Annotated in this window: 19 protein-coding genes; 10 read left to right on the plus strand and 9 right to left on the minus strand. The window is 41.0% G+C overall.

What is annotated here, in order from left to right; genetic code table 11:
- The first annotated feature begins 52 nt into the window (after positions 1-52).
- Complete coding sequence (locus AC1RRY_RS05385; RefSeq protein WP_492817638.1) at positions 53-2,113, plus strand: tetratricopeptide repeat protein; 2,061 nt, start codon at positions 53-55, stop codon at positions 2,111-2,113.
- Complete coding sequence (locus AC1RRY_RS05390) at positions 2,106-2,972, plus strand: class I SAM-dependent methyltransferase (RefSeq protein WP_492856493.1); 867 nt, start codon at positions 2,106-2,108, stop codon at positions 2,970-2,972. Before AC1RRY_RS05385 ends, AC1RRY_RS05390 begins: the two co-directional genes overlap by 8 nt.
- A gap of 1 nt (position 2,973) precedes the next feature.
- Here AC1RRY_RS05390 and AC1RRY_RS05395 read toward each other — a convergent pair whose 3' ends face one another.
- Genes AC1RRY_RS05395 through AC1RRY_RS05405 form a run of 3 tightly spaced genes read right to left on the minus strand, consistent with a single transcriptional unit; the run spans position 2,974 to position 6,253 of the window.
- Positions 2,974-3,717 carry a glycosyltransferase family 2 protein gene (locus tag AC1RRY_RS05395; protein WP_492817636.1) on the minus strand — a complete coding sequence of 248 codons (744 nt, stop codon included), beginning with the start codon at positions 3,715-3,717 and terminating at the stop codon, positions 2,974-2,976.
- A complete protein-coding gene (locus AC1RRY_RS05400) occupies positions 3,714-5,339 on the minus strand; it encodes a glycerol-3-phosphate dehydrogenase/oxidase (RefSeq protein ID WP_492817635.1) in 1,626 nt (541 codons plus the stop codon). Before AC1RRY_RS05400 ends, AC1RRY_RS05395 begins: the two co-directional genes overlap by 4 nt.
- Before the next feature lie 47 nt (positions 5,340-5,386).
- Complete coding sequence (locus AC1RRY_RS05405) at positions 5,387-6,253, minus strand: geranylgeranylglycerol-phosphate geranylgeranyltransferase (RefSeq protein WP_492817634.1); 867 nt, start codon at positions 6,251-6,253, stop codon at positions 5,387-5,389.
- 129 nt (positions 6,254-6,382) lie between these two features.
- Here AC1RRY_RS05405 and bshA point away from each other — a divergent pair, with 129 nt between their 5' ends.
- The gene (gene bshA, locus AC1RRY_RS05410; RefSeq protein ID WP_492817633.1) at positions 6,383-7,519 is read left to right on the plus strand and encodes an N-acetyl-alpha-D-glucosaminyl L-malate synthase BshA; all 1,137 of its coding nucleotides are present in this window, start codon (positions 6,383-6,385) and stop codon (positions 7,517-7,519) included.
- A 63-nt stretch (positions 7,520-7,582) separates the two neighbouring features.
- On the opposite strand, the gene htpG is transcribed toward bshA, so the two are convergent.
- Positions 7,583-9,391 (minus strand): molecular chaperone HtpG, encoded by a 1,809-nt coding sequence (gene htpG / locus AC1RRY_RS05415; RefSeq protein ID WP_492817632.1) that lies wholly within the window; start codon positions 9,389-9,391, stop codon positions 7,583-7,585.
- Between the two features lie 286 nt (positions 9,392-9,677).
- Here htpG and epsC point away from each other — a divergent pair, with 286 nt between their 5' ends.
- Together epsC and cysM are read left to right on the plus strand one after the other, a co-directional pair.
- A complete protein-coding gene (epsC, locus tag AC1RRY_RS05420; protein ID WP_492817631.1) occupies positions 9,678-10,487 on the plus strand; it encodes a serine O-acetyltransferase EpsC in 810 nt (269 codons plus the stop codon).
- A gap of 61 nt (positions 10,488-10,548) precedes the next feature.
- On the plus strand, positions 10,549-11,424 hold the full coding sequence (cysM, locus tag AC1RRY_RS05425; protein WP_492817630.1) for a cysteine synthase CysM: 876 nt from the start codon (positions 10,549-10,551) through the stop codon (positions 11,422-11,424).
- Between the two features lie 29 nt (positions 11,425-11,453).
- Here the strand turns inward: cysM and AC1RRY_RS05430 are convergent, their stop codons facing one another.
- A complete protein-coding gene (locus AC1RRY_RS05430) occupies positions 11,454-11,924 on the minus strand; it encodes a hypothetical protein (RefSeq protein ID WP_492817629.1) in 471 nt (156 codons plus the stop codon).
- Between the two features lie 149 nt (positions 11,925-12,073).
- Between AC1RRY_RS05430 and AC1RRY_RS05435 the strand changes: the two genes are divergently transcribed.
- On the plus strand, positions 12,074-12,631 hold the full coding sequence (locus AC1RRY_RS05435; protein ID WP_492817628.1) for an RNA polymerase sigma factor: 558 nt from the start codon (positions 12,074-12,076) through the stop codon (positions 12,629-12,631).
- 90 nt (positions 12,632-12,721) lie between these two features.
- On the plus strand, positions 12,722-13,054 hold the full coding sequence (locus tag AC1RRY_RS05440; RefSeq protein WP_492817627.1) for a hypothetical protein: 333 nt from the start codon (positions 12,722-12,724) through the stop codon (positions 13,052-13,054).
- Positions 13,055-13,150: 96 nt separating this feature from the next.
- On the opposite strand, the gene AC1RRY_RS05445 is transcribed toward AC1RRY_RS05440, so the two are convergent.
- The 3 genes from AC1RRY_RS05445 to AC1RRY_RS05455 form a co-directional block, all read right to left on the minus strand.
- On the minus strand, positions 13,151-16,441 hold the full coding sequence (locus tag AC1RRY_RS05445; RefSeq protein ID WP_492817626.1) for a UvrD-helicase domain-containing protein: 3,291 nt from the start codon (positions 16,439-16,441) through the stop codon (positions 13,151-13,153).
- 29 nt (positions 16,442-16,470) lie between these two features.
- On the minus strand, positions 16,471-17,250 hold the full coding sequence (locus tag AC1RRY_RS05450) for a transglutaminase domain-containing protein (RefSeq protein ID WP_492817625.1): 780 nt from the start codon (positions 17,248-17,250) through the stop codon (positions 16,471-16,473).
- Positions 17,251-17,336: 86 nt separating this feature from the next.
- Positions 17,337-18,167, minus strand: a complete 831-nt coding sequence (locus AC1RRY_RS05455; protein WP_492817624.1) for an alpha/beta hydrolase — start codon at positions 18,165-18,167, stop codon at positions 17,337-17,339.
- A gap of 185 nt (positions 18,168-18,352) precedes the next feature.
- On the opposite strand from AC1RRY_RS05455, the gene AC1RRY_RS05460 reads away from it, so the two are divergent.
- From AC1RRY_RS05460 to AC1RRY_RS05470, 3 genes are all read left to right on the plus strand, one after another.
- Positions 18,353-19,612: a serine hydrolase domain-containing protein gene (locus AC1RRY_RS05460; RefSeq protein WP_492817623.1), complete on the plus strand. Its 1,260-nt coding sequence runs from the start codon at positions 18,353-18,355 to the stop codon at positions 19,610-19,612.
- Positions 19,613-19,941: 329 nt separating this feature from the next.
- The gene (locus AC1RRY_RS05465) at positions 19,942-21,681 is read left to right on the plus strand and encodes a DEAD/DEAH box helicase (RefSeq protein WP_492817622.1); all 1,740 of its coding nucleotides are present in this window, start codon (positions 19,942-19,944) and stop codon (positions 21,679-21,681) included.
- 132 nt (positions 21,682-21,813) lie between these two features.
- On the plus strand, positions 21,814-22,104 hold the full coding sequence (locus AC1RRY_RS05470; RefSeq protein ID WP_492817621.1) for a hypothetical protein: 291 nt from the start codon (positions 21,814-21,816) through the stop codon (positions 22,102-22,104).
- A 78-nt stretch (positions 22,105-22,182) separates the two neighbouring features.
- Here the strand turns inward: AC1RRY_RS05470 and AC1RRY_RS05475 are convergent, their stop codons facing one another.
- Positions 22,183-23,046, minus strand: a complete 864-nt coding sequence (locus AC1RRY_RS05475; RefSeq protein WP_492817620.1) for a DMT family transporter — start codon at positions 23,044-23,046, stop codon at positions 22,183-22,185.
- Positions 23,047-23,051 lie beyond the last annotated feature (5 nt).

Raw genomic sequence — 23,051 nt, forward strand, 5'->3', positions numbered from 1 at the left:
CTGCAGAGGGAGTCCATATGGCTCCCTCTGCAAACCACATAAATTGTTTTGAATGAAAAGGTACTTTAACCTGCCCTGGCATTACTTCGCTTTAGTTGTTTTTGTTACCTGTATTATTTACAGCAATCACTTTTATAATGCATTTCATTTTGATGATTCCCATACAGTTGTCAATAACCTGTACATCAGAAGCCTGAAAAACATACCTTTGTTTTTTAAAGATGCCACCACTTTCAGTACTTTACCTGCCAATCAGGCCTATCGACCGATAGTTACTACTTCACTGGCTTTTGATTACTGGCTGGGCAATGGTTACAATCTTTTCTATTTCCATTTGCTCACTTTTGTGTTGTATCTCGGTCAGGGCTGGCTGATGTTATTATTGTTTAAGAAGATTTTCGACATTGCCCATAAAACTTCCTGGAACTACTACATTGCATTAATTGCGGTTGCCTGGTATCTGTTGCACCCTGCTATGGCCGAAACGGTCAATTATATCATTGCCCGTTCAGATACCCAGTCTACTTTCTTTGTCATTCTCGGTTTTGTACTATATGTATATTCCGGATTTTGCCGGCGAACCTTTTTGTATCTGATTCCCGTAGCCATAGGTACCTTGGCGAAGCCTACGGCTGTTATGTTTGCACCTATTTTGTTTTTTTACATAGTGTTCTTTGAGAAGAATATGGGGCTGGCAGATTTTTTCAGAAGGGTATATTTCAAACACATCATTAGTAGTGTTGTCAGAACCTTACCGGCATTTATAGCCTGCGCTTTGCTGTATTGGTGGGTAGATACATTTACACCCAAAACCTGGGAGGCTGGTGGAAATTCGGCATTGCAATACCTCAGCACCCAACCTTTTGTGATTGCATATTATTTTGGTAATTTGTTTTTACCTATTCATCTGAGTGCCGATACGGACTGGAAATTATTGACAAATATCTGGGATATCCGGTTTTTTGTGGGTGTGTTATTCATTATAGCCATGTTGATTGCAGCGGTATGGTTTTCAAACAAAGCCCGTACAAGACCCATTAGCTTCGGTATTGTATGGTTTTTTCTGGCACTGGTGCCGTCGTCGAGTATTATACCGTTAGGTGAAGTCATGAACGACCACCGCATGTTTTTCCCCTTTGTGGGCCTGGTGATGGGTATGGTATGGGCCGTCGCTCTTGTATTAATGAAGTATAAAAACTTTTATGAGAAGCATTCCAATGCTATCATATCAATGCTGGCACTGGTGTTGATAGCTTATGGAATAGGTACTTACCAGCGGAATGAAATCTGGCGCACCAATGAGAGTTTATGGTATGATGTAACGATTAAGAGTCCGGATAACCCGCGGGGATTAATGAACTACGGATTAGAAAAAATGGCAAAAGGAGAATATACCATAGCAGAAGAATATTTCAACAAAGCGCTAGCTAAAATACCCAACTATTATGCCTTGCAAATCAATATCGCAATATTGAAGGAAGCGCAAGGAAATATAGTTGAAGCTGAAAAACATTTTCAGCAGGCTTTAGTATTGAATAGTATCACTGCCGACTCCTGGTTTTTTTATGGCAGATTTTTGTTTAATCAACACAGATATGACGAAGCCATTCAGACGCTGATAAAAACCAATGAAATATCGCCAGCCTATATTTTCTCGAAAGAGCTTCTGATGCGCATATATGACCGTCTACAAGCCTACGACAAACTAAATCAACTGGCGATGCGCACTTTACAAATAGCGCCTGATAATGCAGAAGCCCTGATTTTTAAAGAATCTTCTGCCAGAAAACAAAGCAGATTTAGTTTTGAGCTGCAGAAGGCTATGCAAAACCCGACTCCTGAAAAATACCTTGGGCTGAGTTATAATTATTATAAAGCCGGTGAGTATCAGCAAAGCATCAGCATAGCACTAGAGGCCATTAAATTGAAATCTGATTATGCCGAAGCATATAATAACATCGGGTCTGCTTACAATGCATTAAAGGATTATAACAACGCTATTCCGTTTCTGAAAAAGGCGATAGCATTAAATGCAGACTATCAAATAGCAAAGAATAACCTCGCGTTGGCAGAAAGTAAAAAAAATGAAACTAATCGCTCAAAAGATGAATAGTTTGGAATGTATAGTTTGTGGAAACAAGCAGAACCTGAAATTTGAATTGAACCACAAAGTGTATCAATGTGGCTCCTGTGGTTTGTATACATCCGATGCTGTTTTTGATTTGTCGTTTCAATCCAGTCTGGAAGAAGATAAGCGGGAGATTGGCCTGAAAAACCTGCGGTTACATAATTTTGAGCTGATTGTAAAAGAGTTGAAAGAGACCTGTTTCAAAGGTAAGAGTACCATTAAGGGTCTTGAAATAGGCAGTGGCAATGGTTGGTGGCTGGAGGTATGCAGGGCCAACGAAATAGATTGTATAGGCATTGAGCCCGAAAATACCTTTGTTGATTATTACAAAAAGAATAATCTGAATGTTGTGGATGGATTTTATCCGAATGCGGCTACTGATTCGGCTGAAGGATACGATTTTATTATTTTTAATGATGTTTTTGAACACATAACTGATTTGGCGAGTCTGTTGGTAAGCCTGAAAAAAGACCTGAAAAAAGAAGGGGTGCTCATAATTAATATTCCCATGAGTAACGGCTTCTTTTATCGTGTGGCTAGTATTCTGTATTATCTGAAGGTTAAGTCATTTCTGGAGCGATTATGGCAGTTTAATTTTCATAGTCCGCATATCAATTACTTTAATCCTACAAATCTGCCGGCTTATCTGAGTAAATATGGTTTCAGATTATTGAATAATTTCAGGTTGGAGACTTTGGATTTTTCCAGCATCAGAGAACGGATTCTGGCTGATAATCAGGTGAGCAAAGTAAAAGCCTACACGATCAGCAATACATTGCTTTTGCTAAAACCTGTTATTAAAAATACCGGTGCCGATATAAGAGTCTTCTTTTTTAAGCAGTGATTTACTTACGGATGTAAGCAAAAAACATGGCAAGCGTTACTTTTACCATATAATAGATGCTTGACAGAGAACGTATGGAAGATTGCCCGCCCTGACGGCCTTTCATTACAACAGGCACTTCTTCAATGTGTAAACCTGCTTTGGCAAAGGCCACCAGCGATTCCGGCTCCGGGTATTCGTCAGGATAGTTTTCCGCAGCAATAGCAATGGCTTGTTTGTCAAATAACCTGAAGCCGGAGGTAATATCTAAAATTCGCTTACCTGTAAATAGCTGGTTGAGTCTGTAAAAATAAGCGATACCACTTCTGCGCAGCATAGAAGACTGAAAGCCCTCTTTCAATATGAATCTTGAACCTATTACTACATTAGCCCTTGTTTCTTCATAGTGTTTAAGCAGTTTGTGAAGTTCAGTGGGGGGGTGTTGCCCGTCTCCGTCCATCTGCACAGCCAGGTCATAATTATTTCTTCGGGCATATTTGTATCCGGTTTGTACGGCTCCGCCAATACCCAGATTGACAGGAAGATTCAGTACAATTACGTCAAAACGCTTTGCTACAGTCAGTGTATTATCTGTTGAGCAATCATTTACTACGGCAATGTCGATTTGATAAGGCAACTGTAGAAGCATCAATTCTGTAAGCAAATCGGCAATGGAGCTTTCTTCATTATAACAGGGAATGATTACTAACAGTTTTTTGGGCATCGGGTGGCTTTCTAAGGTGTTTTTGAGCTGTGAATAGTTCATGAGCGGTTGACGCCCGCATTTTGCATAAAACTTTTCAATAGTTTTTGGTAGTCATCAACATGGCTTTGTTTTTCAGACTCAGTCCATCTCAATGGTTCACTCATCAGATTGGCTACAGATGGTACCAATTCATAAGTAATTTGCCAGTCGAGCAATTCCAGTCTGATTCTTCTTGCGAAGAAGTCACGCAGTGTGCAAGCCATTTCAACCTGTACCGTATACAGTACCTCTGCTTTTATAAACGGATAAGCAGGGTGGATTCTTTCTTTTAGCTGATACTTTAATACTTCTGCTGCCTGAGTGCCATATTTTTGTACCAAATGCCGGCAAATATCTTCATCTAAGTCGTGTACTTTTTGTATGCTTTCCCAGTTTTCAAAATGATAGTTTTTCCCTCCAACCAGATGATGTTGATCTGTGGTACAAGGTACTTCAACGTTTAAGAGTTGGCAGGCTTCGTCTATGGTATCTTTCGCCATTAATCGGTAGGTGGTCCATTTGCCCCCTAGCAGACTTAACAGATTCGACGCAGAATCATGTTCAACCTCATGGTCTCTCACCAGTTTTTTAGTGGCTTTTGAGCCGGAGGAGGCTATCAGCGGACGCAAACCTCCAAAGCCTGCTTTTATAGTTGAATGGTCAGGTATTTTGGCCAGATAGGGCTTTAAAGTATCTAATAGGAAATCAACCTCACGGCTTTCGAGTATAGGCTCATTCTGAATATCCCTGTATTCATCGTCAGTTGTTCCTACCATTACATTACCTTCAAACGGAATCACAAATACCACCCGGCCATCTTTAGTTTTGGGAATCAGCATGGCATCTTTGCTTTTCAGTACTTCGGCAGGCAACATGATATGCACCCCTTTGCTTGGGCGAATGCGTTTTTCAGATGACGGATTGGCCAGAAGCCGGATACCATCTGCGAACGGACCTGTACAGTTAATGAATAATTTTGATTGGATACGAAACCCGGTATCAGTCAGTAAATCTTTAATATCAGCAGCTATTATTCTTCCGGAAGCATCTTTTTCAAAATTCACTACTTCTGCATGGTTCACAACTGCTGCCCCTTGCAGGTTGGCGCTATGGGCCAGTGCCAGACAATAACGGGCGTCATCCAATTGCCCGTCGTAGTACATAACCGAACTGTGTAAACGTGGGGTAAGTGTGGGCATTCGTTCGAAAGTCTCTTTTTTACTGAGCCATTTGGCCTTGGGCAAAGTATCGTTTTTAGCAAAAAAACCATAGAGAGTCAATCCGATTGTGAAATACATTCCCTCAAGCCAGCTGAAAACAGGAGTAATCAATGCCAGTGGATGAGCTAAATGAGGTGCATTTTTTATAACTATGTGGCGTTCTTCCAGCCCGTGGCGTACCTGTCGGAGCTGCCCGAAGTCAAGATTTTTGAAAGCCTGTTCCAGATACCTTACGCCTCCGTGTATGAGCTTAGTTGATTTTGATGAAGTCTCTGCCGCAAAGTCGTTTTTTTCAATTAAGGCTACTTTAAAACCTCTTAGAACTGCATCTAATGTGCAACCTGCACCACTGGCACCGCCTCCTATAATACAGATATCAAACTCTTCATTCTTAATGCGCTCAATATTTTTATTTCTGTTCATAAAAGTTTTGTTGTATCATACACGAATCCTGAATGCTTTTTCTGTGCTTATACGAAAATCATACTGGCTACACCACCCAGCATGATGATTTTGCATATTCTGCTTAGTAATGTAAAGTCTTTCTTCCGGTCGGCCCAGTAAAGTTTATTGATAAACCAGGTGAAAACAATCATTGAACCGCTGAAAATCATAATGAGGTACTGATTATGAAGGCTATACGCCATAAAAAATAGAATAGAAATAAAGATAACTATAAAAACATAAAGCAATATTTTAGTTCGTCTGATACCCCAGATGATAGGGAGCGTGCGGCATCCATAGCGGGCATCTCCTCTGATATCCTCCATGTCCTTAATGATTTCACGGATCAGCGAAATCGAAAAAGCAAAGAGGGCATATATATTTACCAGCATTTCATTTTTTTTGTAGTAGACCGCTAACACTATCAATGAAAAAGCGGTAAGAAATGCTACCAGAAAATTACCGATAAAGGCTTGCCGTTTAAATCTTTCTGAATAAAACCAGAGGGCTGAAACAGCAAAAACGTTTATTAGGAAAAGTTTTAATCCTAAAAAGAAGCCGATAGCAATACCAACGAAATTGAGTATCTGATGGTGAAGAATAGCCCAGCGACGCTTGATAACTTTACCTATAATTACCTCGCGAGGTTTATTAATCATGTCAATCTTAATATCGAAATAATCATTAATGATGTATCCGGCTGCGGCAATAGAAACCGTAGCAAAAACCAGCAGAAACTGCCGGAAATCAAAAATATAGCTAAGCCATTCTGATTTCGGCCCGACTAAAAAAACTCTGGCCATGTATTGTGTCAGCACAATAATAAACAGGTTATTCAGACGAACCAGTCGAAAAAAAGCCGCTATTGTTTTCAGAAGTTCTGTAGTATTCATTTTCTCAAAAATACTAAAATAGTTTGAAAGAACTCCTATCGTTTTGAAAATCACAAATACTTAATCTGATGATTTGGGATTTTTTTGAAAAAAAATTGTTGTACTAAAAAAAGGATTTAAACCGCATCTATGAAAATCGGAATTGTTTGTTATCCTACCTTTGGGGGAAGTGGCGTAGTTGCTACTGAATTAGGCAAAGCGCTTGCAAAAAATGGTCACCAGGTACACTTTATTACTTATACGCAACCAGCCAGACTGGATTTTTTCAATGAGAATATTTTTTACCATGAAGTAAATATAGCCAGTTATCCACTCTTTCAGTATCCACCTTACGAGTCGGCACTGGCAGGTAAGATGGTAGACGTGGTGAAATATGAAAAACTGGATATTCTGCACGTGCACTATGCTATTCCGCATGCTACCTCGGCCTTTCTGGCGAAGCAGATATTAAAATGTCAGGGTATTAATATACCTGTCATTACAACACTGCATGGTACAGATATAACTATTGTGGGTAAGGATGCCACGCTGGCCCCTGTGGTCACGTTTAGTATTAATGAGTCTGACGGAGTAACTACGGTTTCGGAAGACTTACAGAAGGAAACGTACAATACTTTCCGTGTAAGGAAAGAAATAGAGGTGATTCCAAACTTTGTGGATCTTGAAAGATTCAAGAGGCAGAAAAAAGAACACTTTAAACGTATCATTTGCCCGAACGACGAGAAACTGCTGGTTCATACCTCCAATTTCAGAAGAGTAAAACGTATTGATGATATCATTAAGGTATTTGCTAAATTGAAATTACTTACACCAAGCAAACTGGTACTGGTGGGTGACGGCCCCGAGCGCGTAGCTATGGAGCAACTAAGCCGTGACTTAGGATTGGGCGAGGATGTCCGTTTTGTGGGTAAACTAGATGCCATTGAAGAAGTGCTGTCGGTAGCTGATTTGTTCCTGATGCCATCTGAGAAAGAAAGTTTTGGTCTGGCTGCTCTGGAGGCTATGGCTTGTGAAGTGCCGGTTATATCAACCAATACAGGGGGGCTGCCTGAATTGAACGTGCAGGGAGTAACAGGCTTTTTGAGCAATGTAGGTGATATTGAAGATATGGTGCGTCATGCACAGTATATTCTGCAGGATGAAAATCTGCCCATATTTAAAGCCAATGCCCTGGCACATGCCCAGAAGTTTGATATTTCTAATATAGTACCCAAATACGAGAACTACTACCAGAAGATACTTCAGCAAACGAAAGAACTTGTATAAATACCCAATAAAAATGCCTCATGAAACAATCATGAGGCATTTTTACATATAAATTGCCAGTTCTTACAGAGCCGCTACGGTTCTTTCTACAAATCTGGTTAAATCACTGCCAGATAACATGCCTTGCGCCAATAAAGCAAGGTCATACAATTGTTTGGCCAATTGTTTTTTGCCGTCTTCATCTGTTGTTTTTATCAACTTGTCTATCAGGGTATGATTGGTATTCACAACCACATTAAAGCCCATAGGCATCATACCGAACATATCGTTCTGACCACTCACGCGTGACATGTCTTTCCAACGACGCATAAATTCCGGCTGAATAATCGTTACCGGCAGTTCATCTGTTGGAAGCGATTCCAGTTGTACGGTATTGGCGCCAACCAGACCTTTAAACACCTCTTCTATTTGTTTTTTCTCGTCTTCGTTCAGTACACTTTCTACATTCAGGCCTTTGTCAATCAGTTTTTCTATGCTGTCTGAATCTACTCTTTTGAAAGTTACTTTTTCGAGCTTAGACTCCAGCGTATTCACAAAGTGTGCATCTAAAGGTGAGTCAAGCACTAAAACGTCATATTCACGTTTTCTGGCAGAAGCAATGAAAGCATCCTGCTGGTTGGTATCAGTGGCATATAAAAATACTGCTTTTCCATCTTTGTCGCTTTGGTTGGCCTGTACTTTTTCGCGGTACTCATCCAATGTGAAATACTGGTTGTCGGCATTTTTCAAAAGCGTAAACTCTTTGGCTCTGTCGTAGAATTTATCGTCTGAAATGATGCCGTATTTTGCAAATATTCCTACGCTTTCCCATTTTTCCTCAAAGCCTTTGCGGTCGTTGCGGAACAGTTCCTGTAGCTTATCAGCAACTTTTTTAGTAATGTGAGAGTTGATTTTCTTTACATTACCATCTGCCTGCAGGTAACTGCGCGATACGTTCAGCGGAATATCCGGAGAGTCAATCACCCCATGTAACATTTGCAGGAATTCCGGAACTACATCTTTCACATCGTCAGTAATAAATACCTGACGGCTGTATAGTTGTACTTTTTCACGATTCAGCTGGAAATCCTTTTTGATTTTAGGGAAATACAAAACGCCGGTCAGATTGAAAGGATAATCCACGTTCAGATGAATCCAGAACAACGGATCTTCACTGAATGGATATAACTCCTTATAGAAGCTTTTATAGTCTTCTTCTGTTAGTTCAGAAGGCGATTTTGCCCAGATCGGGTTAGGATTATTGATTACTTTTCCGTCAAATTCAATCTCAACCGGAAGGAACTTGGCATATTTTTCAAGAATCTGGCTGATTCTGTAATTTTCCAGAAACTCTTCCGAATCAGCGGCAATATGCAGGATAATATCTGTACCGCGTTCAGCTTTATCGACTTCAGTAATTTCAAATTCGGTGCTACCGTCACATATCCAGCGGGCTGCCGGTTCGTCTCTGAACGATTTGGTGATAATCTCCACATTCTGAGCCACCATAAAGGCAGAATAAAAGCCCAAGCCAAACTGACCGATAATCTGATTCGTATCTTGTGTGTCTTTATATTTTTCAAGAAACTCCTTGGCACCCGAAAAAGCAATCTGATTGATGTACTTCTTGATATCTTCGGCGCTCATACCAATACCTTTATCTGAAATGGTAATAGTTTTAGCTTCTTTATTGACCGAAACTGTCACTTTTAAATCGCCTAGTTCACCATTAAATTCACCTATTGAGGCTAGTTTTTTAAGCTTTTGTGTGGCGTCGACAGCATTAGAAACCAACTCACGGAGAAATATCTCGTGGTCAGAATAAAGAAACTTTTTGATGATGGGAAAAATGTTTTCGGTGTTAATCGAAATTGTACCTTTTTCAGCTACCATAATTATATGTATTATTTGTTGGTTTTAAGACAATGTTCTGATTATTACAATTAATATTCCAAGAGACTAAAAAATAACCTTAATCTGACATATTGGCAGTAATGCAGTGCAGAACACTCCATGCACCAGCGTAAAAAAGACGGTAACTGATTATCGTGTCAAAAAAATACCTAAATTTACTTTTACTCTTTTTTAATCAATTTCGTTACTATCAGGAACAGCGGCATCATTTTGGATGTTATGCTGATATTCGCTAATCTATCAGACAAGATTTTATCATTTGCTTATGAATAAGCTTTTCTTCCAACATATTTTTGATAAGCATCAGGATACAGAGCCGGTGCCGCCAACCAAGGATATTTCTGCATGGGCCTTGCGGATTATACGTTTGCTTTTTCCGGAGCAAACCAAGGAGTATTTCCGGTCGGGAGAAGAGATTGAAATTCAATTCAAGAATCTTGAGTTGGAGCTGAGAAATATTCTGCTTTCCACTTATCAATGCAAAGATTGTAATCCAGAGAAGAAAGCAAGCGATTTTTTTGAGAAGATTCCTGATATATACGAAGTCCTGAAAACGGACATACAGGCAATTCTGAACGGTGACCCTGCCGCCAAAAGCGAGTTTGAAGTAGTGAGAGCTTATCCGGGTTTTTATGCAATCTCGTTTTACCGGTTCGCGCACGAGTTGCATTTGCTGCAAATCCCTTTGTTACCGCGTATATTGACAGAATATGCCCATTCAAAAACTGGGATAGATATTCACCCAGGAGCACAGATAGACGCGCACTTTTTCATTGACCATGGCACAGGAGTGGTAATAGGAGAGACAAGTATTATCGGCAAGCATGTAAAATTGTATCAGGGTGTTACGTTGGGTGCTTTGAGTGTCGATAAGTCAATGGTAAACACCAAGCGCCACCCGACAGTGGAAGACCACGTGGTAATTTACTCAGGGGCCACTATTCTGGGAGGGAGTACGGTTATTGGTGAGCATTCTATTATAGGTGGTAACGTGTGGCTTACCCGATCGGTACCTGCCTACTCAATGGTTTATCATAAGCCCGAAATAAAAGTAGTAGAGCGTGAAGTTGTCTAGTCTCCACGTTTCTTGAAATAACTGATAGTACAGCAAACCTGAAGACATAAAATAGTTTGGAATGGCGACCATTATTGACCTGGTAGGAAATACCCCATTAGTAGAGTTAACAAAACTGAATCCAAATCCTGACGTAAAGATTTATGGTAAACTGGAGGGGAATAATCCCGCCGGAAGTGTGAAAGATCGCCCTGCCTTGAATATGATCAGGAGTGCGGTAGAACGTGGTGATATTAAACCGGGTATAAAACTGATTGAAGCTACCAGTGGCAACACGGGTATTGCCCTGGCGATGATTGCCCGTTTGTTCGACCTGGATATTGAATTAGTGATGCCGTCTAACTCTACCCGTGAGCGGACCCTCACAATGGAAGCCTTTGGCGCAAAAGTGATTTTGCTTGATAACATAGAAAAATGCAGAGATTATGCAGAAGCACAGGCAAGCACAGGTAAATACTTTTTATTGAATCAGTTTGCTAATCCTGATAATTATCTGGCGCATTATAAAACTACAGGCCCCGAAATATGGCGCGATACAGCGCAGAAAATCACCCACTTTGTGAGTTCTATGGGTACAACGGGTACCATTATGGGTACTTCCATGTTTCTGAAAGAGGTAAACCCTGATATACAGGTTATCGGTTGCCAGCCTACTGAAAACTCGTCGATTCCGGGTATAAGAAGATGGCCGGAAGCCTATCTGCCAAAGATTTTTGACCCGAAGCGGGTAGACAGAGTTATGGATATTTCGGAAGCCGAGGCAACTGATATGGCTCGTCAGCTGGCTAAAACCGAAGGCATTTTTGCAGGTATGAGCAGTGGAGGTGCGGCCTCAGCGGCTATCAGATTAGCACAGGAGTTGGATAGCGGTACGATTGTCTTTATCTGCTGCGATAGAGGCGACCGTTACTTAAGCAGTAATCTTTTCGGAGAATAAACGATGAAGGGGTAATTAATACCCCTTTTTTATTGGCAAGCCTGTTTGGTAAGCGTTTGTGCTATGGTGGCTCTGGCGGGGTCTTTCATAATCAGTTTGCCATTTTTCTCTTCCAGTTCTCCGCCTTTTACCAAAAGTTTATCACCCTCCAAAATGAAAATCTTTTCTTCTAATTGTTTAGAGCCTTCAATCATATAATCGTAATCGGCAATTATTTCATTGCCATTCTTTTTGCCTTTCAGAGTACCTATTGCGCGGTCTTTTTCCCATGGCAACCATTCCATGTTTCCGGTGATAGAATCTCCACTGATAATCAGCCTGACGTTGGTTATGTCTTTTCCTATCTTTTCTTCAAAGCATAAAGTATCAACGGTAATTTTCTCGATAAGTACGCTATCGGGGTAAGCTATAGAACTGTCGGCCTGTTGCCTTTCAGAATTTTCTGATTGACAACTGATTAAAGAAATAATTAAACTGCAGCAGACGATGATTCTTCTCATAAATACAAAGCATTTAGAGTCAGGTGAAGTATATTACAAATGTATTTAATTATTTACCATTTAAATACAATTCGAGCCGTTCTTCACTAAAATTTAATAAAAAATAATGCCGGGCGTCTACAGAATCAAAAGGCAATGTTAGATAATTGATGACAACCACCGAACAAAATAAAGAAATACAGCAAACCATCAAAGGCGAAAGGCAGAGACTGTTGGGATTTATCCGGCAGCGGGTGCCTTCACTGTCTGACGCTGAAGATGTGCTGCAGGATGTTTTTTATGAACTGGTGGAAATGTACAGACTGACCAAGCCTATTGATCAGACTGTTTCCTGGCTCTTTACTGTCGCCCGAAATAAAATTAACGATTTTTACAGAAGAAAGAGAACCGATGCATTGGAAGAAATAATGAATGAGACCGAAGAAGGAGACGAGAAGTTGTCATTGTTTGATGTGCTGAACGATTCTTCAACGAGGGATCCCATGATGCAGGAAACCATTCTGGAGGCTCTTTCAGATGCGTTGGAGGAGTTACCCGGTCATCAGCGGTTTGTATTTGAAATGCACGAATTGGAAGACAAATCATTCAAAGAGATTTCGGCCATAACCGCAGTAAAAGAGAGTGTTCTGATTTCAGAAAAAAGGAAGGCCGTTTTATATCTGCGGGAAAGACTCAGGTATTTATATGAAGACTTATTTGACGATTAGTTAAAACGACACTGATTTGAAGCAGAGGCGAGTAAAAACAGTTTGAAAAAATTAGAAAAACAAATTTTAAAATATTAAATGAACACAGAAATGAGAAGATTATGGTTTTTAAAAGGGTTTGCTTTTGTAGCAGGGTTTATATTGCTCGGCGGATTTGTGGTAATGAGTTTATGGAACTGGCTCATACCTGATATATTCGGGCTCGATGTAATAGGCTTTACTCAGGCTTTAGGTTTGCTAGCATTATCTAAAATACTTTTTGGCGGATTTCGTGGTGGTCGTTGGGGTGGTTTTGAAGGAGGAAGACATTTCTGGAAAAACAGAATGGCAGAACGGCTGGAAAGAATGAGCCCAGAAGAAAGAGATTTATTCAAAGACAGAATGCGCCACAGATGGGGAAGACGTGCGGAGAGAGAAGAATAGGCATTACTTATTTTAGGAATAAAAAGGAAACAGGAGGCAGATATTCGTACTGCCTCCTGTTTTTAATCAGTTTCATTACTTGATATCCGGCTTATTTTATAATAGCACATCTACCGCCTCTCCCGATTCCAGATAAACAAGCATCAGTTTGAGGTTCTCATAGCCCATTTGCTGGTAAAGTTTTCCTATTTGTTTTATCTCTTTGCTGTCTCTCTCAATTTTTAACGCCTCAAGGCTTCCATAAGCTTTATAATTTATAATATACACCCCATGATCTTTTAAAACTACCCTGTCAGGGCGTTTGATGTCGCCATTGGGTTGTAGAATCTCTCTTTCGTTTTCTATGCTCAGCCCCTCTTTAAAAAGAGAAGATAAGGCCGGTAAGTCGATAATTCTTTCTATTGCTTCCTGTATTGTTTTATAATCATTTCTGGTGATGATTCCTTCAAATTCTAATTCTCTGAGGGCATTAGGGATATCATTCCTCGTGAATATCTTGGCAAGCGCAGCGCGTACCTTATTGTATTTATCCTTGGTTTTATCCAATGTTTCAGTGTCAAATATTTTCTCAGATAGTCTTCTTAATCGTAAGCGATCACTTCGGTCTTCGCTGATTATCTTGTTCAATAGGAGCGTATCGTCGGCAGCCGGTTTCTTATCGTGTTTTCTTATGAACTGACCCTTATTTATTTCGTAGAAATTCAATTCGCTATTAAAAATGCCTTCAGTCTGAAGATAATCACGTATCAGCTCACCAACTCCCTGGATTTTACCATGAAAGTTTTTCTGTGATATAACATATAATTGGTGGGCTGATCTTGTAAAAGCTACATAGAGCATATTCAGGTTTTCAAGAAAAGTGGCTTGCATTTCCTGGTTATACTGGTCGGTGAGCTCGGTCATTTTCAACTTCTCGCTGAACTTAACCGGAGCCGAAAGTAATCTTACACTTTTCTGCTCAGATTGGTGAACTAATTCTTCATAAGCCAGCATTTCGAGATCTGTCCATATTTCTGATTGACTTTGCGGGCGCATAGACCAATGCGCGTATGGAATGATAACAATAGGATACTCCAATCCTTTCGAACGGTGAATAGTGGTAATGGTGATGGCGTCCTGTTCTGCAGGTGATTTGACCGATAAGGCAGAACTGTCTTTTTTGTCTTCCCAATAAGTGAGAAAATCCTGCAAATGATTGTTCTCTCTTAAGCTGTAATTAAGCACGACATCCAAAAATCTGAAAAGATAGTTTTTATGATTGGTACGATTGAATAAGTCGAACGCATCAATAATTTTTTCGGTTAGTTCATAAAGCCCCGATTTTATTAACATCAGGGAGTCGAGTGTATAGCCATGCCGGGAAAAAATCTGATAAAATGCCCTTGAATTGGGGTTTTCAGCCAGCGCCTGTAATTCAGCGTTTGCTTCGCTGTCCGGGATTTTGTTCAGAATGGTCTGGTAAAACAAATAGACCGCCTCAGATTTTGCGAGTCGGTTATCAGGTTGATTAATTACGCGCATGAACGCAATCAGCAGACGCACAAATGGGGAGTTTTTGAGTAGGAGGGAGTCACGGGATATAATCTGATACCCGGCTTGCGTCAGGTAGTCCGCTACCGCAGCAGATTCCCGGTTTCGGCGACACAAAATAGCAATATCACCAAGGCTGTAGCCTTGCTGCAATACCTGCACAATGAGGTCGAGTATGCAGTTCAGCATGGTATCGCTTCCCTTGGTATATTCAAGGAATTCGAGCTGAACGTGTCCACCAACAGGAGCGTGCGCAGGTTTTTCCTGCCTGAAATCTTCATATACTTGCGGAAGAAACTGAAATTCTGGAGTATATCTTTCTAGGGCAGCTTCGAAGAACCGGTTATTGAAGTCGATTATTTCCTGAGCGCTTCGATAATTGGTGTTAAGCGACTGAGGAGATAAAAAATTGCTGATAGCAGCAAATTGTTCTACCTGATACATCTGAACGAGCGGACTTTTAACCAATGCCCCTACATTACCTTTAAACAGATGTACAATCAGTTCCATTTTTCCTCCACGCCAGCGATAGATGGCCTGCTTGGCATCACCTACAACGAGGTTAAAATTATTACCGGCAAGGGAGTTTTCGATGAGTGGCAACAAGTTATAAAACTGCATGTCTGATGTATCCTGAAACTCATCAATCAACAGATGCTTGTATTTTTCGCCAATGCGCTCATAAATAAAAGGTACAGGTTCTGACAGAATAATATGGAGAATTTTTCGGTTAAATTCTGCAATAAACACCTGATTTTTCTCCTGTAAAACCTCGTCAAACTCGTCTTTGATTTTCTTTAGCAAAGACAGCTTCCGGAGGTTCGGCCGAAGAAGATTATAGAGCGTGTATTTTTTTAGATTTTTATCTTTGAAATCCTGCATTTCATAGAAAACTTCTTTCAGGTCTTCTTTGATGCCGTCAATACTTGCCTGTACCGGAGCAGGTGTGCCTTTGGCACTATACCATTTATCATCTCTGATAGCTGCCCAGTGATAACTGTTTGGTGAGCCTTTGGTATAATATTCATTCTCAAAATCGTCATGCATATTATAGAAATAGCCACCAATGCCTTTACCTTTCTGCGTGAAATCGTCCGGAGTAAGGCCTTGTCCTTCAATTAACCGGATACCGTTTGTAGCCAGACCTCTGATAGTATTTTCAAACCAACTGAGGTAGTTATGAATATTGTTCGAAATTTCTGAGAAGTCGTTATCACTTAGTCCGTCAAGCTTAATCAGTAATGAATAGAACTGGTCGTTTATCAGGTGACTGCCAAACTTTGCCAGTTCTTCAGTTACGAAGTTCCAGCTCTGGCCATCGCCTATTTTGTCTTTGATGAAGTTCTCCAGAATCAGGCTTACATCGGCATACTCTTCATTCCCTGCTTTTTCAATCAATCGTTCGGTTGCTTCGGTCATCACCCTGTCGGTATCCAGTACAATTTCGTAATTGTAAGGCAGACCCAGTTCTTCAGTAAATGCATTGACGAGCTGATTGACGAAACTGTCGATAGTCTTTACAGCAAAATCTGAATATTCCTGAATGATATTCTTAAACACAATACCGGCTCTTTTCCTGATTTCTTCTTCCGGCAGGCCTGTCTCTTCTACAATCATGAGGAACATTGTCCAGTATCTGGCATTTTCTCCGAAATGTTCTTCATCACTGATATCTTTCAATGCATCCAGAATACGATCTTTCATTTCTGTTGCTGCATCATTGGTAAAAGTGATAGCCAGAATCTGTTTGAAGTAATATGGGCGTTCGGTGCCGAGTACAAGTTTGAGGTACTCCTTGGTTAAAGTGAAGGTCTTTCCCGACCCGGCAGAAGAACTGTATATATTAAATCGAGACATGCATAGGGTGTTTAGGGGAATCGTTATTCTTAAGCCGGCTCTACCGATACCTGCATCTGAGTCAGGTTCATGCTACCAAACTGGGTTGCCAGAGCGACATCTGCGGCGTCACGCCCATAGGCTAATACTACCCGGTTGCCCTTGGGGTTGGTTTGTGTGGCGTCAAATGTATACCATCTGTCGCCTAAATAGGCTTCAAACCAGGCGTGTAAATCCATTGGTTTCAGGTCATATAAATAGCCTACAACCAGGCGCGCGGGGATGTTAATACTCCGGCAGAGGGCTATACCGAGATGAGAGAAATCGCGGCATACGCCTATCCGGCTGTCAGCCGTATTCTGTGCAGAGGTAGATGCCGTACTATGCCCGTATTCATAACGAATGTTCTCATTTATCCATTGTCTGATTGCCTCCGTCTGTTCGTAACCTGTGTTTTGATCTTTTACAATTGAAATCGACAAATTACCCAGCTTGTCCGACTCGCAATAGCGGCTCGGTAACAGATAAATCAGTGTGTCGTGTGGTAGTTCTTGTACGGGTACATAGTTAGCATTAAAATCTACGTCAATCTGGTCGGCTACTTCTACAATGGCCGATGTCTGAATCGTGAAATTACTGTCAGGCGTAAATATCCTCTGGCAAAGATTACCGTAAAGGTCGGTGTACTCGGTAACAGGCACAGCCGGTTGCAGCAGGTATTCCTCCTTAATTATCCACTGCCCATAGCCACTTCGGGGCCGAAGCATTAATATGAGCGGTGTATTCTGCTCTGTTTCATAATCAAGCCGGCAACTGACTGAGAGTTTCATCTAAAGTATAAATTTTGTTGTGTTATCAGAAAGGTTGTGTGTGTAATAAATGAAAAAGCCATGCCATAGCTGCATTCACTTGAGCATCAGGTATGGGTTTCAATCCAATTTAACAAGTCATTGAATACAACTGCTTTTTCATACTCATTGTGCAGCTCGTGATAAAGTTTTTCATAGCTTTTAAAAGTAACGTCACCCGAAAGCTTCGTTGCTAATTCTTTGCTGGCAGTATAACTGGTTAGTTTGTCTTCGGTGCCATGCATAATCAGTAATGGGGCAGGGGAGTGCTTTGCATGATTGAGTAACCATTCTCCCCATTCTATGAGACCAAGCCCGACAGTGCCGGAGACCTGATTATGCACCAGTGGGTCAGCTTTATACGCAGCAATTACCTGTGGGTCGTGCGACAGGTTGTTTAAATCCAGTGAATTAGCCTGAGTGAAAGAAGGTGCGATCAGTCTGGCGATCCGGCCGATGGCCAGCAATAATCTGGGTGGCGCAAAACCTGGACGAACAGCCGGTGCAGTAGCAATAACACCGGCAACTGCCGGTTTATACCTGAACAAGTAATTGAGTGCCAGGGTGCCACCCATACTATGGCCATATAGAAAAACTGGTTTGTCGGGTGCAGATTGTCGGGCCAGTTCAAGTAGGCGGTCGATTTGCTCCATATAGCTTTCCATTGAGTCGGCATGGCCTTTCTTGCCCGAGGTCTGGCCATGGCCGTAGGTATCAACGGCAATCATTGCATAATTATGCATAGTGAAAAACTCAGCTACATGTTCATAGCGGCCACTGTGTTCACCCAACCCATGTACCAGAGCGATGATCCCTTTGGTGTTCTGCTCCGGTAACCATTTCTGATAAAAAATATTACGCTTTTTGTTATCGGTCTCGAAAAAAGATTCGCGAATCATGTCAGGGTTGTTTATCTGATTCAAATGTATTCAAATTCTTTGAATAATTTAAGGGTTACAGTAGTAAACCCGGGTATATCCGTATGCAAAATAGGTTAGGTTTGTTAGTATAATCATCAGGAAATTTTATATTTGTTTTTAAAAGCTTATATACCTATGATTATCTATTCTAAACCTGAATTACTATGAAATATTTCTATTCTCTTGCATTGATTGTGTTATTGAATCAATTGGTTTTTTCACAAACTTTAACTTCCGGCACTCCCGAAAGCCAGGGCATGAGTTCAACAAGATTACAAAGGATGGACAAAGTAATTAACGAGTATGTCGACAAATCGTATATGGCAGGAGTAGTGGTTCTGGTAGCACGAAACGGCAAAACGGTCTATCATAAAGGCTATGGCTACGACGACATTTCTGCGAAAACGGCTATGGACAAAAATGCCATTTTCCGGATAGCCTCCCAAACCAAAGCCATTACCAGTGTTGCTGTCATGATGTTGTATGAAGAAGGTAAATTTCTGCTTGACGACCCCATCTCAAAATACATACCGTCTTTCAAAAATCCGGTGTTGGTTGATAAGTTCAATGAAAAAGACAGCAGCTACACCACAACGCCTGCCAAAAGAGAAATCACGATCAGAGATTTGTTGACACATACTTCAGGTATTGGTTATCCGGTAATTGGTTCAAAAGAAGCTGTAGCCATTTATGCTAAGAATAATATTCCCAGTGGGGTTGACACCCCCTTTAACACGTTGAAAGATGCAATCAACAGGCTGGCAAAATTGCCTTTAGCACACAACCCGGGAGAAAGATTCACTTATGGTCTGAATACAGATGTGCTCGGTTATTTAGTAGAGGTACTTTCGGGTGTGAGTTTCGATGAGTTTCTGCGTACCCGGATTTTCAAACCTTTGGGTATGAATGATACTTATTTTTATCTGCCGGAGTCGAAATTCAACAGATTGGCTACATTAAACACGGAAGACAAAGACAAAAAAGTAATAAAAGCACCTGAGGCCGTGGGGACCTATTCTAAATTGAAGGGTACTTATTTTTCTGGTGGTGGTGGTTTGGTATCAACCGTGACAGATTACGCTATTTTTCTGCAAATGGTGCTTAATGGCGGTAAATATAACGGACAGCAATTGCTAAGCCCGGTTATAGTTAACATGATGATTCATAACCAGATCGGAGACATTAATCTGGGGTATAAAAAGTTCGGTCTGGGTTTTGCCCTTACTACAGAAAAAGAAGCGAACAGGGTTCCGCCGTCGGCAGGTACTTTTGACTGGGGTGGGTATTACGGCACTACTTATTGGGCTGATCCCAAAGAAGGAATCATCGGTTTGATTATGACCCAGAAGGTGCCGAACAGCTATGCAGATTTAGGAGAGAAATTTAAAGTGCTGGTTTATCAGGCCATTACAAAACTGAATTAATTGGATAAATAATATTTGATATTGGAATAGTGATTTTCCGGACATTGGAAGGTCACTATTCTAGAAAAAATACAATTATTTTGGCGAAATAGTTGGTAAATAATAAGTTTTATATTAGTTTTGCATAAGTTTTATAAAAGGCACATCCGATTGGGCCTCTGCGTTAATAAAAATTCGACACAAAGAGTTTCTCTTTCTTTCAAATTCCTTTCAGAGCAGGCAACGGATGGTTCTCATCGTTCGCTTTATTATTTTTCGGCATTCGGGGCAATTCACGGTTTTGCGTGAGAACGGCAGTGTAGGTTCCGACTAAAAACATCTTATCCTTAATGGAATCAGTAAAATTTTCCGAGCTTCCGCTTTCGGAGTATGTTCTTCGTGCAATTGAAGAATTAGGTTTTGAGTATGCTACTCCTATACAGTCAGCCGCTATCCCTGTTGCAATGCGAGGTGGTGACGTAATTGGTCAGGCGCAAACAGGTACAGGCAAAACTGCAGCCTTTGGTATACCGGCCATAGAAGCAGTTGATGAAACAGACAGAAACACCCAGGTTTTGATTATGTGCCCAACGCGTGAGTTGGCATTGCAGGTAAAAGAGCAGATTCAGAAACTGGCGAAGTACAAAAAAGGGTTAAACGTAGCTGCTATTTATGGCGGTGAATCGTATGAACGCCAATTTCTTGCCTTGAAAAAAGGTTCACAGATTGTAGTAGGTACGCCCGGCCGTATTATGGACCACATTGAGCGTAAAACACTCGTTTTGAGCAATATAAAAATGGCTATCCTTGATGAAGCCGATGAAATGCTTAATATGGGTTTCCGTGAAGATATAGAAAAAATCTTGTCATTCGCACCAACTGAAAGACAAACATTATTGTTTTCGGCTACTATGTCACCCGAAATCCTTTCAATTACCAAACGTTTTCAGAAAACTCCTGAAATCATAAAGACATTGAAAAAAGAGGTTTCGAACGCCAACATTGAGCAGTTTTTCTTTGCCGTGCGTAAAGAAGCTAAAATGGAAGTGATGACCCGCCTGATAGATGTATATGATTTGAAATTGATGCTGGTGTTTGCTAATACCAAGTCGAAAGTAGATGAAATCGTGAGTGATTTGCAAGTACGCGGCTATGCAGCAGAAGGGCTTCATGGCGATATGCGTCAGCAGGTGCGTTCACAGGTAATGAGTAAGTTCCGTGCGGGAGTAACCACTATTCTGGTAGCTACTGACGTAGCCGCGCGCGGTATTGACGTATCGGGTGTTGATGCCGTATTTAACTTTGATGTACCGCAAGACCTGGAATATTACGTACACCGTATTGGTCGTACAGGCCGTGCAGGTAAAACCGGAAAAGCTTTTATGCTTATCTCAGGTCGTGATAAATACCGTCTGCGCGACATTGAAAACTATACCAAAGTAAAAATTGAACAAGGAACGATTCCTACCTTCAATGAATTAGTTAAGACACGTCATCGTAAATTCTTGGAGCAGGTAAGAGAATCCCTACTTGCAGGAGTTGATAATTTCTATGAAGATATCGTAGGCGAATTGAGCGAAGAAGGATACTCTGACGCACAGATTATGGCCGCATTGATTAAAATGCAGGTAGGTAGTGTGAACAGCGAATTCTCTGACGCGCAGCTATCTGATAGCTATCGTGAGCCTAGAACTCAGGATTCAAGATTTGAAAGAAAGGATTCAAGAGGCAGCTTTGGTAGCAGAGATGCCGGACGCCGTGAGCTTGGTGGAAGAGACCAACAACGCGGAGGAGAGCGTCGTTTCGAACCAAGAGACAGACGTCAGGAAACTGGTAGCCGTGGTTCTGGCAGAGCAGATATGGTACGCTTGTTTATCAGCGTAGGGCGCAAAGATAATGTTGCTCCTAACCATATTGTAGGTGCCATTACTTCTGAAGCCCGCATTGCAGGCCGTGCTATCGGACAAATCGATATTTATGACAAATTCAGTTTTGTTGAGATTCCTCAACAAGACGTGAAAAAAGTATTAGATGGCATGCAAGGCAAGACCATCAATGCACGTGAGGTAAGTATGGAAATTGCGAAGTAATACTTCGAATAATGATAAAGATAAAAGCACGGGGTCGTAAGGCTTCGTGCTTTTTTTAGTGTCAGTTATATAGAATTTCTCCGAATATTTTTTATATTTGGTTAATATTGTACCCTTTAAATACTAACCTGTATGAAAACGTGCAGTTTAATTGCCAACATCATCATGCTGGTCATACTGGTTCCTGCTGCATTTGGCGCCGTCATGTCGCCTTTTGTATTCAACACCGGAACAAGTGAACAGGCATCGTTGATTTTCGGAACACTAGTTGCTTTACCTATTCTCATTATCTCAACACAGATCATTTCATGGATTGCGTTTGTACGCCAAAACTATGATTTTGCTTTTAAAGTAAGCATGGTGCCTGTGTTAGATATTCTAGTAATGCTCTTTCTTTTTACGGTCAGCTACGAATTGAAGTAGAATCGTAAAACACTCAAAAGCCTGAAAATTTAATTATTTTCAGGCTTTTTTGTTTATGATAATAACTGGAAGTAATAATTATTGCGCCTTCTCTTTCTGCCCGACATACAAGCCTGCTATAACCAGCGCGGTGCCGATGAAAGTATGGTAGGTGATGGGTTCATCAAGAAGAAAATAGGAATATACAAAACCGAAAATAGGACACAGGAACAAAAACAGAGAGGCTTTTACCGGGTCTACTTTGAGTAAGTATAACCACAACTGTACGGCAAATATAGAAACCGGCAAAATGAGCCAGAGAACTGATAAGGTAAAGGTAAGATCATAATTGTTGGATTCCTTATGTAGTAAGAAAGTGAATGGCAACAGAAAAATACCTCCTATAAATACCTGCCAGCCATTGATAGCTGTTCTGGACAGCTTCCAGTCAATATTGGAATAATAGATGGTGCCGACTGAATACGAAAGCATGCTCAGAAACATGTAAAAGAGCCCCAGTGGTGTAGCATAGCTTTTTTGAAAAAGCGGATAAGTGGCCACAGCCACTCCGATCAGGCCCAGAAATACAGCCAGCCATTCGGCCCTTTTTACGTGCCGGCCTATCCAGAACGCTGATAAAATGCTAATGAACAAAGGATTAGTAGCCGTAGATAAACTACCGATTCCGGCGGCCACTTCTTTAATGCCCAATACGAAAAAACTCAGATACAAGGTTACATTGAGCAAGCCAAAGATACTTAGTTCCCGCCATTCTTTTCCTTTAGGTATTCTGTCTTTTTGTACCAGAAACGAGTACCCCAGCAGAATAATACCCGCAGCCAGAAAGCGTATCTGAAAAAGTACCAGAGGCTCAACCGAGCGAACCCCGAATTTGGCAGCTGCAGAGGCTGAAGCCCACAATGCAGCAAATAGTAAGCCCAATAAGAGAAGTTTCAGATTCAATGCTC

This window comes from Emticicia sp. GW821-FHT11C11 (genome assembly GCF_058808615.1).